We start from the raw sequence: 13979 nt of genomic DNA on the forward strand, positions 1-13979 counted from the left end.
GCATGCGCAACCTAATATAGGGGTAGCGTCAGGAAAATGCGGATTTACAACGTTAAGGAATTCAATATAAAAAAGCCTAATTTCTCGGTGTTGCAAGAGCTTAGGCCTTTTTAAAAAACTATAAATACCGTTTGAATTAATATTAGGATCCATCTTGGTACTTCAACTTTCCGGAGTTAACTAAATTAACTTTAACTTTTAAATTCTTTATACTGTGTTCATTTAAGTAAAACGAGTCTGTTTTTACTTCTTCTTTCCATTTTCTTGGATTCTGACGGTATAATGATTCACCTAATTTGTAGATATCTGCATTTATTTCTATTCCTTTTTCAAAGGATTTTAGAATTTCTAATTTGATAATATCTTCAGTTTTTGTAATCAACTCTTTATCACTAATTTCCTTGATCTTCTCATTTATTCCAGCTTGAACTTCAACTCGAATATTAAAAAGTATGGGCTTACTACTCATAATAGGGGAAGTTGTAATCTTAGGTTTCTCTATCACTACGGAAACAACAGCGCTATCATTCTCAATAATCCACACAGGAGATCGAACGTTTTTTTCATCCATCCATCTTAGACCGTTTAAATCAGTCTCAGAAAGCCATCCTTCTAGGCGATTATTCCTTACAAAGAACGCTCCATCATTTCTTAATAATGGTGCTTTTTTGGATTCTTCTTTCCAATTTTCTGTTGAAATTTTAAGTGATGGGATATAAGCAGTTTGCCCCATCGGATCACTATCTCTAATAAATTGATAAAATTGTTTAGGTTGTATGTAAGACCGTTGTTTATACCTTTCCTTTGGTTCATGGAGAATGGTAGACAACCCCGATAATGTAAAAAAGGCTTTTGTTTTAAGTATATCATCAATGGGTTCCTTTGTAGCGTATAAGAGAATATTATAGCGTATTTCTCGGTACCGATTAATAAAATCAATAGAGTCTTTAATATCTTGTCTGAGCAGTCTTTCGCTTAATATTATTGTAGATACATGTCCCCAAAAAAGTCTTTGTTGAGCATCCTTATATAATTGATTTAATGCTTCCGTAATGGTAAAACCTTCACCTCTTCCTATCCACACTGGTGGTTGTTTATCAGGTCTAGCCCCCTCTAACTTAGCAACGTTAGAAAAGTCAAGTAACTGAGCATAAGCTATATATTTTCCTTCTTTAAAATCTATACCAAGAGCTGCAACATAATAAATATCTTGAACTTCTTTAATATTCCAACATCCAGATAACATTGCACTAGTGATAAGCATCATAATTATTAGTTTTATTTTGTGCAGCTTCACTGTTTTCCTTCTCCTTCGTCCGTTTTAGAACTATCATTGGTTCGGAGATAATCAACTCTATGTCTATAACTTCTCCACGGTAAACGAAACAATCCCTTGAAAAAATCTGAACTAGATTTTGGGAAAACTAAAGCTAAGTAAGGGATTCCAAAGGAACGTAATCTTGAGATATAAAGAACGATTACGAATCCGGCAAGCATAAATCCATATAACCCCATCAAAATTGAACATAATAGTACAAACCCTCTGAGTATGGATACTGCTCCTGCTAATATTTGGTTTACTAAGGTATATCCCGCAATAGCAGATAAAGCAGTAATAACAATGACAGAAGGGGAGATAAAACCCGAACGGATTGCAGCATCCCCAATGATTAGTCCGCCTACCACTGAAAGGGTTTGACCAAGGGGGGAGGGTAATCTTTGACCGGCTTCACGGAACATCTCAAAAAGGAACAAAACAATTATAAGCTCAAGTGGTGCTGGAAATGGTAGACCTGATCTTGCAACAGTCACAGTCGCAAGAAGAGGGAAAGGAATTTGATCTTGGTGATAAGCAAGTAATGCCATCCAAAATCCGGGTAGGAAGACAGCTAAAAGAAATCCTATCCACCGATAAAAGCGTGCAAATGATACAGTTAGAAAATTAAAGTGGGAATCTTCTGCAGCTTTTATTAGGGGTACCGCCAGCATTTCGGAAAAAAACCACGCTAAGAGAATATATATAAGAAAAGAGCCAGAATTTACCCCGCTAAGAGTAAATCGGCTCTTTAATATATAAAGGATGCACAGAAAAACCTAGAGGGGTTCAGCCGAGATACTTGTAGAAATGGGTCATAATCATACATTATTTTACAAATACATCTTATCTTGAAGGTATATGGATTATATAAAGTTAAAAATATAGTGTTAAACCCAAAAAAACACCATAACAGTGTTCACGGTGTTTTCCATATTAAAAATAAGACTATTATTTAAGTACTCTGAAACTGATTCATATTGTAGAAATATCCATTTTAAGATAATGATACGCTTCAAAATCTTCATTAAATATATCTGTAACTAATTTTATAGCCTCCGTATCATAAAAGCTCTGATATGTCGGCAGCCGAGGGAAAGATGGATCTGTAATGTCAGCTTCAGCGTAGTTTCCCTTATGAATCATCTTAGGCGCCTGATGATGCCATGATCTCGTTAATGTGTCTAGTGGGATAGTCTGTAAGTTATATTTGTTTTCTATTTTTGAGATTTCATTAGAGAAATTCTCTAAATATATATAATTGGTTACAAACTCTTCTTCTCCTTGAATATATTGTTGTGAATAGTGTGGATTAAGATAGTCAGAATCTGCCCCATTCGCGTGAAGATAATGTAAAAAATGTTTAAATGATTTTTTCTTTTTGCATGTACTGTCGTTATAAATAAACTTTCTAATAGGTTCCCACTCTGGATTTTCTATACCTGGTGGAGCAATAAGGGGTCACCATACCCAAAAAAGAAAATTGTACATTTAGACAAAATTTAGACACATTTAAACTGATTCCTGTACGTTAAGGAACCGATTACTTAGTTTACTACTTTTTTTAAAGAATCAAATAGTGAAAATTTCGTGGAAATTTGCTTAACGTAAGTTTTATATCAACTATTACGTTGGAGTACAGCCAAGGTACGTGTATTATCTACTATGAAAATCAGGAATATTTAAAGTATTCTAAGAAGAAGAATTGAGTGATAAGCTACGTTAACTACTTGATATCTTAACTAAGTAAATTATGTATTTAATGTATTCAAGGTAGTGCAATGAGAAGGTATCGAATAACCTTGCTTGGATAAACCGTGTCTCTTAAGAGCTCCTTAAGGCGCGTCCGTTACCTTGAGGGCAACGAACGGTTGTAGACTTCGATGTTGCAAGGATCGTTGTCAAACAAATTGTTTACATGTATTCAATGTAAAACTCTTATTAAATTAAGGTTTTTACTCCTAAGTATAGATAACATGTATATCTCGTCTGTATCCCTTTTTGACTTGCTCTTGATTGACCAAATAAGTCAAAATACCTTTCTAAATTTCCCTCTGATATTCCCCTATTTTATCTTATTCAAACTTGCATTCCAATAACCCATTTCTCATACGCCTGTTTCTAAAATAATAATTTAAATTGGGACCTCTGAGAGATCCCAATTAATTAAAAAGTAATGTCTCCTCTTGTTACATCATTTACAATTTTTATACTAATCCCTCTAACATCTCGAAGACTTCTAAATTATTTTTTTGGTAGTTCAGGGAATAAATAATGTAATATACAGATGGTCAAACGTCTGGATTTGCCTTTATACGGATATATATGCATATACATCGATGGATTAAAGTTTGCCTCAATAATTCCATAAGCATTTTTATTAGCTGCAGGAACTTCTGTATTTTCAATAATCAAATCAATACCACTAATATTTGCTCCAAGTGCCGACACAGCATCTACGGCAATTTTCTTATAATCATCGGGAATTTGATCTGTCATATCAATTGAGTCTCCACCTGTACTGACATTAGAATTTTCTCGCAGAAAAACAATTTCATCACTTGTTGGAATAGAATCTTTTCGATACCCTTGAGCTTTAAGCATTAGGACCTCTAATTCACCTAATTGTATATTTTCTAAAGGTGTTCTATGGTCCATTCCTCTTAATGAATTCAGGTTCTTTTGAGCGACTAACTCTTCAATCGTATGTGAACCGTCTCCTATAACATTGGCTGGAATTCGTAATAAAACGGCAGAAACTTTGCCATCTAGCACAAAAAATCGATATTCTGTTCCATTAATAAATTCTTCTATTAATACTGATGAGTCCTCTTTAAATGCTATTGTGAGTGCTTTTTGATAGTCTTCGTAACTTGCTCCGTTTTCTTTAAAGATAGATATTCCTAAACCATAATTTGTTGTTTTTGGTTTAACGACAAAAGGCTTTCCTGCAAATATATCATAGGAACGTAAGGCTTTTTCTATATCACTAAATTCCTCACCTATTGGTACACGAAATCCATGCTGTTGAAGAATTTTCTTTGTTACTGTTTTATTTTCCATAATTAATGGTGATATATAACTATCTTTACTTGTCATATTCCCATTTTTCACATATTCAACATGATTTCCTAACTGTAGTTTTAAAAATTGATCTTGTCGATCTAAAACGTCTACTTGTAATCCTTGTTGAATAGCATCAAACATTAAAATTTGTGTAGACAACTCCATGTCAGTAAATCCTGATAGTTGATATGGTTTATCCCATGCTTTTTTATAATTTTCTTTAGCAATACGGGAAGCTACCTGACTTTGACTACTTTTTATAATCTCTTTATAAAGTCTTCCAGCTAAAGTCTTACTTGGATCTGTTAGCATTTCTCTCAAGTTAACAAATAAGGTATTCGAAACAGTTATGTCTAACAGCCCTGTTAAATGTTCCATCTCATCAATAATACGCTCAGCATCTGTTTTAAATTGCGTATGTTCTAACGGATGTTCAAGAGCCACTAAATTATTTTGAAAATCACCGATTTTTACCCATTCATCATTATTATCGTCTTGATCAATCCAGAGTAAATAGATGAGGAAAAGATGTAGAAATTCTGCTTGTTCATGGCTAATTCCATATGTTTCAAAAGGATTTAAATCTAGGTTTCTTAATTCAATATAACGAATCCCATGATTTTTTAAATCTGAAACTTGAGGACCGCCCCTTAAACGGACAGATGCATAAAATTCTTTTTCTTCTAATAAAACCCCTTTACTTACCAGCGAAGAAAGATCAGATATATAGTTCTGTAAACTACTATAGGATACTTGAACATCATTTTCATTACTATAACCATATTTACTATTTCTAATGCTTCTTACGGCGTCATTTAAAGGATTTATTTCAAAGAAATTCTTTTCACTACTAGGAGAAGCACCGAAGAAATAAGTTATTAACCATCGATAGTGTAAATAATTCCTTGTGACTTTCAGATAAATTTCTGTTTTAAATTGATGATAATCTTTTATTTCTGATTGTAATTCAAATAATGCCTGAATCAAATTATCGCTAAATTCAAAATTGTAATGAATACCACTAATCATTTGTTTTCGTCGACCATAAGAATTAGATAAATATCGACGATATAAAACATTTTCATGATTATTAAGTTTCGCAATAACAATATCTTCTTCTTTTTCGGGCAACTGTGGTGGCATGCTTAATGGCCAAAGCATTTCGTTATTTCCCATAGAACGATAGGCAACATCATGGATAGCTGCTAAATAATTAAATAAATCTCCTAGTGTCTCAGTAACTGGTGTGATTAATTCCATTTGTGTTTCAGAGAAATCTCGCTGAATATAAGGATGTTCATCTCTTACTGAAATACTTTTGGGATGTTCCGTTTTAGCTAAACTTCCTGATAGGTCAACTCGTTGACTTTCTTTTTCAACTCCAAAACGTGCTTTTAATAAATATGGTTTAATACGGTCATTGTTTAACATTTTTTTCATTTCCATACAAACTGTACCTCCCATCAACTCAAATATTTGATATAGAAATAGCTAAAATTATAACCATTATTTTTTTGAATTTAGCATTTGGATATTAATGGCCAAAGCATTTTATTCTTATCCACGGAAAGAGAAGGGATTTCACGAATAGCTGCTAAGTAATTAATCATGTCTTCTAATGTTTTAGTATTAGGCTGAATATATGATCTTGTATCTCTTATCGAAAACGGTTTAGACGTTTCAGTTGAACTTTCAAATAAGTCAACTTGTCGATTTTCCTTTTCAATCTCATAACGAGATTTTAATAAGGATGGTTTAACACGGTAATTAAATAACATTTTTTTAATCCACATGAACTCTTCCTCCCAATTTATTTGTTTTTACAAACTATATAATATGACAAAATATAACAATCAAAAGCACCCACATCTCTACATGCGGATACTTTTGTTACTATATTTTGCTGTAAACTTAAATACTTCATATGCCATTGGAAGTGGGTATTGTTGTAAATAAGAATCATCTTAAATACTTCATATGGAAAGAGAAATGCTCATTTAAGAAAGTGGAAATAAAGAAGTAGCTATGATCATAGCCCTCCATTTTTTTATAAGTTACCATTTGACTATTTTTTTGAGCGTTCTCTAAGAAAATATGTTCTTCCAATTGTTTCGGATAAAACTCGTCTTGACTACCTTGCATAATAAGAATTGGTGGAATAGTAGCTTCTTTAATTAATTCTGAAGCATCCCATTCTTTCCAAGAATCTTTGTCTTCACCTAAATAAGAGGTGAAAGCATTTATTCCCCATGGTACTTGACTAGGAGTTAAGATTGGAGAAAAAGCAGAAACCGCTTTGAATCTCTTAGCATTTTTCAAACCGATCACTAAAGCCCCATGTCCTCCCATTGAATGCCCCATTATGCTTTCTTCACCTGAAAAATTAGGTACTATAGTCGAAGCAATGGATGTTAATTCATCTACGATATACGAATACATTTTATAATGCTGTGCCCAAGGATCCTGGGTAGCATTTAAATAAAAACCTGCCCCTTGTCCAAGATCCCATGCTGCAACATCAGAAACGTATTCTCCACGTGGTGAAGTATCTGGCATAATCACTGCAACTTGATGTTTTTCAGCCAAACGTTGAAATCCACTTTTTTGACTAAAATTATCATCTGTACAAGTTAAACCAGATAACCACCATATAAGTGGAATTTTTTTCTTTTCTTTATTTGATGGTAAGTAGATACTAAATTTCATATCACATTGCAAGACTTCGGAATAATGGCTATACTTACGTTGCTCTCCTTCGAAAGAACGATGTTGTTCAATACATTTAAGACTCATTATCTCACTCTCCGTAAGTTAAAATCGTACGAATGGATTCACCTTTGTGTAATAAGTCAAATGCCGCATTGATGTCTTTAAATTCTAAATGATGAGTAATAAATGAATCTAAATCAATATCACCATGCATATAATCTTCGACCATTTCTGGAAGTTCAGATCTTCCTTTAACTCCACCAAAGGCTGATCCACGCCATACTCGGCCCGTTACTAATTGGAATGGACGAGTATGGATTTCTTTACCAGCACCAGCTACTCCGATAATAATACTTTCGCCCCAACCTTTATGACATGCTTCAAGAGCGGATTTCATTACTTCAACATTACCAATACATTCGAAGCTATAATCCACGCCACCATCTGTCATTTCGACTATAACTTCTTGAATTGGGCGATCATAATCTGCAGGATTCACAAAATCAGTCGCTCCCATTTTTTTAGCGAGTTCCCATTTTTGGGGATTCAGGTCAACTGCAATAATTCGGCTTGCTTTTGCTTGAACCAATCCTTGAATAGCTGCTAATCCAATCGCTCCTAAACCAAATACAGCTGTTACAGCTCCTTCTTCAACTTTTGCAGTGTTGTGTACAGCACCAATACCTGTAGTCACACCACATCCTAATAAAGCAACTTTATCTAACGGAGCGTTTTCATCGATTTTCGCTAAGTTAATCTCATTAACAACTGTATATTCACTGAATGTACTAGTTCCCATGTAATGATAAAGGGGCTCTCCATTATAAGAGAAGCGAGTTGTTCCATCAGGCATTAAACCTTTACCTTGTGTTTCTCGTACAGCACTACATAGGTTTGTTTTACCAGAACGACAGAATTTACATTCTCCACATTCAGGTGTATATAGTGGAATAACATGATCCCCAGGTTTTACTGAAGTAACTTCATCACCTACTGAAACGACAACACCAGCACCTTCATGGCCTAATACAGCAGGAAATACTCCTTCTGGGTCGTCACCTGATAATGTAAAAGCATCTGTATGACAGACAGAAGTATATAGTATTTTTACTAATACCTCTTTTGCTTTTGGCTCTTCTACATCGATTTCTACGATTTGAAGTGGCTCCCCTGGCTTAAATGCAACAGCAGCTCTACTTTTCAATTGAATCCCTACTTTCTTTTTTTATTGTTTACACCACTAAGATTACACTTTATAATTTTAATTACAATACTGACAAATTTGTCACTATAAACATTTTTTTCGCGAGAGGAAGGTCAAAAATTATGGTTATTCATTATAAGGACAAGGAATTTTTCACTGGAAAAGATTTAGCTTTATCTGTGATAGGAGGGCGTTGGAAAATAGCAATTATATGGTGTTTGTTACAACGTTCGCCATTAAGATTAAGTGAAATACAAAAAAAGCTGCCTGAAGTTAATCAACGTATGTTGATTAGACAATTAAGAGAATTAGAAGACGATAAAATAATTACTCGATGTGTATACCCCGTAGTGCCTCCTAAGGTTGAGTATGAACTTAGTGAAATTGGTCATCAACTAGAGAATGTTGTAACAGCCATCTGTGATTGGGGAGATGACTTTAGTGATTTTGTAGAAAAAGATTCGGACGAACTTAGTTGAAGAAACAAGTAAATATCGATTCATTAAAAATAGTGCGTAATTGTATGACTTAATCCATAAATTTGCATACAAAAAACCGATAACTTTGCATCGAATGCTGTAAAGTCATACGTAACGACTAGTTAAGATAATTAACGAAAATATACGCTAAGTAAATTTCGACATAAAATGAGCCGAATTTCCTACTCTAAGGGGTCCCGCCAACCAAATGACATAAAACCCACGTTAATAAATTTTATGGAAAATAAAAATCCGGTTTTCCTGTATTAAAAAATATTTTACAAAGAAAAAGCTGATTTCCTTATCTTAAAGAAAATCAGCTTTTGGCGTAGTTATTAATTTAGAGGTTGATGGGGTTCAGCCGAGATACGTGTAAAAACGGGGCATGAGCTGTAATATATTTCCATTGTTGGGTTTTTAGATAAAAATATCTACCTCATGATTAACAAAAAGCTGATTACCTATGCGCTATAAATGAACTGCCCCAATTGTTAAACAAAACCTAGCAATTGGGGCAGTTCATAGTTATCATTTGACTCTTCTAGTGACCTTCTCAAGTAAAGCACCCTTTGGTTGAATAAGATTTATTTATTCATTCCCATCAATCGCTTAATTGTTCTTATTTGGGGTACAGTCAGGAAAATGCGGATTTACAACGCTAAGCCCATTTCCCCGACTATTCCCCCAGTTTTAACAACGTTAAGAAAGTTTCAAGGGTCTTAAAGAATCTAACGAGACCATTTTCTCCGAATTAAAATGGTATTCTCCAAGTAAATTAATATGTTCCCAACCTAGAGGTGACATATGGTGCAATAATTCTTCATTAAAACTACCTGACCGTTTTTGATATTCAACTGCCTTTGTTAGATGTAAGGTATTCCAAATACTAATAGCATTGATAATGATGTTTAAAGCACTGGCTCTTTGCAATTGATGTTGTATAGTCCGTTCCCTAAGCTCACCTTGTTTTCCGAAGAAAATAGCTCTTGCTAATCCGTTCATGGCTTCTCCTTTATTTAATCCCCTTTGTATTTTTCTTCTTAATGATTCATCCGATATATAATTCAAAATAAAAATTGTTTTTTCTATTCGACCCATCTCACGTAAGGCTATAGCCAAGCTGTTTTGTCTTGAATAAGATCCTAGTTTCCCCATAATAAGGGATGCTGAAACTGTTCCTTCTCTTATTGAGTGAGCTAATCGCAAAACATCCTCATAATTTTCTTTAATGACCTTTGTATTTATTTGTCCACGTAAAATGGCTTCTAATTTTGGATACTCACTTGCTTTATCTATTGTAAATAATTTTGAGTCTGCTAAATCTCTTATTCTTGGGGCAAATTTAAATCCTAATAAATGAGTCAGTCCGAATATTTGATCTGTGTAACCAGCTGTGTCTGTATAATGCTCTTCTATGTTTAAATCCGTTTCATGGTGCAACAAACCATCTAAAACATGAATCGCATCCCTTGAATTAGTATGAATAATCTTTGTGTAGTAAGAAGAGAATTGATCACTAGTAAAACGGTAGATGGTGGCTCCTTTTCCAGTTCCATAATGTGGGTTTGCATCTGCATGTAGTGATGAACACCTAACTGCATTCTCATACCGTCTGATGAGGATGTTGTACCGTCTCCCCAATAGGAAGACAATTGTAATTTGTGATGAAAATTTACTAATACGGCTTGGGCTTTATTCATTGCATCTTCATACATGCGCCATTGAGATACATTGGCTAATTGCTTATATGTAAGTCCGGGTGTTGCTTCAGCCATCTTGCTTACACCTATATTCATTCCCATTCCTAAAAGGGCAGCCATAATAATAATCGTTTCTTCTTTATCCGGTTTTCGATTATTGGAAGCATGAGTAAATTGCTCATGAAATCCTGTTATATAAGCAATATCCATCAGTAAATCGGTTAATTTTATTCTTGGTAGCATCTGATAAAGGCTTGCACTAAACTTTTTTGCTTCTTCTGGTACATCTTTTTCTAAGCGTGCAAGTGACAGCTTTCCTTTATCAAGAGAAACTCCATCTAACTTGTTGGAATTGGCAGTTAACCACTTTAACCTTTCATTAAGGCTGCTGGTTCTCTCCGTTATATAATCTTCGAATGATAAACTAACTGATAATCTCGTATTCTCTTTCGTTTGATTCCATGTAAATTCGGAAAACAAATATTCCTCAAAATCTCTATATTGTCTGCTGCCAACAATGGAAACATCTCCTGCCCGAACATGCTCCCGAAGTTCTGTTAAAACAGCCATTTCATAGTAATGACGATTGATTGTTGTACCATCATTCTCGTATAAATGCTTTTTCCAACGTTTTGAAATAAAATCCACAGGTGAGTCATCAGGTACTTTTCGTTTTCCGGATTCGTTCATTCCTCGGATAATCTCTACAGCTTGTAAAAGTGGCTCATTTGCCTTTGTAGAATGAAATTCCAACACCCTTAATAGCGTTGGCGTATATTTTCTTAGTGAATAAAATCGTTTTTGCAGTAAGTCTAAATAATCATAGTCAGCAGGACGTGCAAGCTCCTGGGCTTCTTCGACCGAAGAGACAAAAGAATTCCATTCAATAACGGATTCTAAAACCTCAAAAACGTCTAATTTTTCCTGTTTTGCTTTGATCAAAGCTTGTCCGATGTTCGTAAAGTGTATAACTTTCTCATTCAGCTTTTTACCGTTCAGTTTCTGAATTTCCTCTTGAGCCTTACGACCTTTTGATAAGAGACTAAGTATTTGTCTGTCATGAATTTCAAAAGCTTTATCCGTCAAATCTTGATTAAGATGTAATAAATAGACGGTTAGTATTGAATATCGTTTATTTTCCTGAAAATCACGGAATGCATAAGGTTCATATCTTGAACCCAAGCGAGACAGCTGTAACAGGCGATTGCGGTGCAAATGATTAATTTGCACCGTTTCTAATTCCATTCCTCGTATGTATTCGAGTCGTTCTATTACTTTTAAAAAGGTTTCGGGTGAAGGATGTCCCGGTGGTTCTTTTAACCAATCCAATATCGTTTTATTGGATTCTGACGAATGCTGCAAGGTAATAATATCTTCAAGTTTTTCTTTTTGTTCATTTGTTAGGGATTGACTAACCGTGTTAAATAGCTTCTTTTCAGCCATTGCCCTTGCTTCCCACACTATTCTTTCAAGTGTAGTGATAGCAGGCAGTATGATTTTGTTTTTTCTTAGAAAATCTATGCATTCATGTAGTAGATGAATGGCATCACCATTTTCCAAAGCCAATTGATGTAGGTGCTTAAATGTCATTCTATATTCTTTCAGGCTTAATCACAGGGTTACTGCTCTAGTCCGTCAGATATATTACAATAAAAGGAAAATGGTTTAGCTTTGCTGCTTTTCTTAGTTATCTTGATGGTCTCTATGTTTGAAATTATACTATTAAAAAAACATGTAGATCAGAGGGAGAACCAGTGAAGAAAAATTGGAATGAAGAAGAGCTTTTAGCAAACTTTATGTTAATGCCAAATGAACTACATCTATCTATGGGGAATAAAACAGAAACGAACCGTTTGGGCTTTGCCGTGTTACTAAAGTATTTCCAACAGAAAGCTAGATTCCCTAGCCAAAAGCAAGACATCCCAAAAGTAGTGATCGAGTACATAGCGAAACAGCTTGATGTTTCGCATGATCAATTTGATGAATATAGTTGGGGTGGAAAAGAAAAGACTTATACCCGACATCGAAAAAATATAAGGGATTTTTTTGGATTTCAGGAGCTTACACGTACAGATAATGATCGTTTGGGACAATGGTTAGAAGAACAAGTTCAGTCTACACATGATACAGACTATTTAAAAAACCAAGCATACAGTCTCTTTCGTAAATGGAAAGTTGAACCTCCTTCTATTGGGAGCTTAAAGCGTATGATTGACTCTGCCATTGATACTTTTGAAAAGAGCTTATATAAAATGACATATCAGCAATTATCTGCTAAGACGTGCACTCGGTTAGATGCTTTACTTGAGTCCCATGCTGATGAGGATTCTGATGGAGAGGAAACCGACATTTTAACTTTTCGTCAACTATTATCTTCTCCTCGTAAACCAAGTGTAAATGCGATGGAGATGGAGGTTAAAAAACTGTTAGCTATACGACATCTCCAAATTCCTAATGGTTTGTTTCATCATATGACTCCAAAATTACTAAAGAAATATCGACTTCGTGCAGCTACTGAGACTGTAACGGAATTGCGAGCACATCCAGCACCCATTCGCTACACCTTACTTGCCATCTTATTTTGGCATCGTCATGCTGAAGTTATCGACTATTTAGCTGATCTGTTGGATGAAATCACTCTCAAGTTCGGAAATAAGGCCAAGAATACTACCCGTAAAGAAGCAGTAGAAGAGTTGGAAAGGGTTCAAGGGAAAAATAAACATATTATCAACTTATTAAAAGCGACGGTTAATCATCCAGATGGAATTATTCAAGATACTCTATATCCGATTGTAGGCGCTTCAACAATTCGGGATATTATTAAAGACATGACAAGAAATCACCGAGAATACAAAGAAAAAATCTATATAAAGATGCATTCTTCCTATCGGGGGCATTATCGGATTGCTTTCTGTAATATCTTAAAAAATCTTACGTTCAGATCTAATAATCAATCTCATCAACCTGTCATTGAAGCTCTTCAACTAATTCGAGAATATGGTGATAGTGGTCAACGTTTTTTTGCAGCTAATGACGAAGTTCCTATTGAAGGAGTGATCCAGCCCAAATGGAAGGATATCATTATTGAGACGGATAGTAAGGGAATGGAGAGGGTTAACCGAATCAATTATGAGATTGCTGTTTTACAAACACTTCGAACGCGCCTCCGGTGTTTTACCGTTAATATCAATAACATGTGTTGTATTATCGATTTTACGAGTACTGATGTTAGAATTTACTTTATCAAAAGATAATGTAGAACTGCCCCACATTTCATTAAATTCAACCTCATATATACCAGCTAGTTCTGGCCAATTGATTTCTACAACATGTTGTTGGTTACCATCTAAAATTCCTTGTTCCATATTCGTTTCAGAACCATAGGTCCTAAAATTACTCTCAATCCTTACTTCTTTATTAAAACAAGTATAAAATGATTCCTACTTCAAATACTAAAAAAAAAACTATTGAAGGATATGTTTCAAATGACACTCCATCTAAATAAA

The 13979-nt window shown here is 34.5% G+C and carries 7 protein-coding genes and 3 pseudogenes; 2 read left to right on the forward strand and 8 right to left on the reverse strand.

Translation table 11 applies throughout. The annotated features are described in order from the left end of the window. Positions 1 to 142: 142 nt before the first annotated feature. From ACTFRN_RS20645 to ACTFRN_RS20675, 7 genes and pseudogenes are all read right to left on the reverse strand, one after another. A complete protein-coding gene (locus ACTFRN_RS20645; RefSeq protein ID WP_071713416.1) occupies positions 143 to 1297 on the reverse strand; it encodes a Ger(x)C family spore germination protein in 1155 nt (384 codons plus the stop codon). After that, on the reverse strand, positions 1294 to 1989 hold the full coding sequence (locus tag ACTFRN_RS20650) for a spore germination protein (protein WP_000881732.1): 696 nt from the start codon (positions 1987 to 1989) through the stop codon (positions 1294 to 1296). Before ACTFRN_RS20650 ends, ACTFRN_RS20645 begins: the two co-directional genes overlap by 4 nt. 301 nt (positions 1990 to 2290) lie before the next feature. Then, a pseudogene (locus tag ACTFRN_RS20655) lies at positions 2291 to 2773 on the reverse strand (sulfotransferase family 2 domain-containing protein); the annotation flags it as partial. A 786-nt stretch (positions 2774 to 3559) separates the two neighbouring features. Beyond that, positions 3560 to 5827, reverse strand: a complete 2268-nt coding sequence (gene gshAB, locus ACTFRN_RS20660) for a bifunctional glutamate--cysteine ligase GshA/glutathione synthetase GshB (RefSeq protein WP_000425291.1) — start codon at positions 5825 to 5827, stop codon at positions 3560 to 3562. 74 nt (positions 5828 to 5901) lie between these two features. Beyond that, entirely contained in the window at positions 5902 to 6174 is a 273-nt protein-coding gene (locus ACTFRN_RS20665) for a hypothetical protein (protein WP_000264853.1), read from the reverse strand. 166 nt (positions 6175 to 6340) lie between these two features. Continuing rightward, entirely contained in the window at positions 6341 to 7174 is an 834-nt protein-coding gene (gene fghA / locus ACTFRN_RS20670) for an S-formylglutathione hydrolase (RefSeq protein WP_000053341.1), read from the reverse strand. Positions 7175 to 7178: 4 nt separating this feature from the next. Further along, the gene (locus ACTFRN_RS20675) at positions 7179 to 8294 is read right to left on the reverse strand and encodes an S-(hydroxymethyl)glutathione dehydrogenase/class III alcohol dehydrogenase (RefSeq protein ID WP_000842153.1); all 1116 of its coding nucleotides are present in this window, start codon (positions 8292 to 8294) and stop codon (positions 7179 to 7181) included. A gap of 122 nt (positions 8295 to 8416) precedes the next feature. On the opposite strand from ACTFRN_RS20675, the gene ACTFRN_RS20680 reads away from it, so the two are divergent. Further along, positions 8417 to 8773: a winged helix-turn-helix transcriptional regulator gene (locus tag ACTFRN_RS20680; protein WP_000234699.1), complete on the forward strand. Its 357-nt coding sequence runs from the start codon at positions 8417 to 8419 to the stop codon at positions 8771 to 8773. A gap of 699 nt (positions 8774 to 9472) precedes the next feature. Here ACTFRN_RS20680 and ACTFRN_RS20685 read toward each other — a convergent pair. Then, positions 9473 to 12081, reverse strand: a pseudogene (locus ACTFRN_RS20685) (Tn3 family transposase); the annotation flags it as partial. A gap of 146 nt (positions 12082 to 12227) precedes the next feature. Between ACTFRN_RS20685 and ACTFRN_RS20690 the strand changes: the two are divergent. Next, positions 12228 to 13646: pseudogene (locus ACTFRN_RS20690) on the forward strand (DUF4158 domain-containing protein); the annotation flags it as partial. Positions 13647 to 13979: the final 333 nt, after the last annotated feature.

Origin of the sequence: Bacillus cereus group sp. MYBK245-2 (genome assembly GCF_051916145.1) — a bacterium.
Classification (GTDB): Bacteria; Bacillota; Bacilli; order Bacillales; family Bacillaceae_G; genus Bacillus_A; species Bacillus_A pacificus.

Excerpts from the sequence above, each read along its gene's own strand:
- gshAB (WP_000425291.1), bottom strand. The coding sequence starts at position 5,827 with ATGGAAATGAAAAAAATGTTAAACAATGACCGTATTAAACCATATTTA.
- fghA (WP_000053341.1), bottom strand. The coding sequence starts at position 7,174 with ATGAGTCTTAAATGTATTGAACAACATCGTTCTTTCGAAGGAGAGCAA.
- ACTFRN_RS20680 (WP_000234699.1), top strand. The coding sequence starts at position 8,417 with ATGGTTATTCATTATAAGGACAAGGAATTTTTCACTGGAAAAGATTTA.
- ACTFRN_RS20650 (WP_000881732.1), bottom strand. The coding sequence starts at position 1,989 with ATGCTGGCGGTACCCCTAATAAAAGCTGCAGAAGATTCCCACTTTAAT.
- ACTFRN_RS20665 (WP_000264853.1), bottom strand. The coding sequence starts at position 6,174 with ATGTGGATTAAAAAAATGTTATTTAATTACCGTGTTAAACCATCCTTA.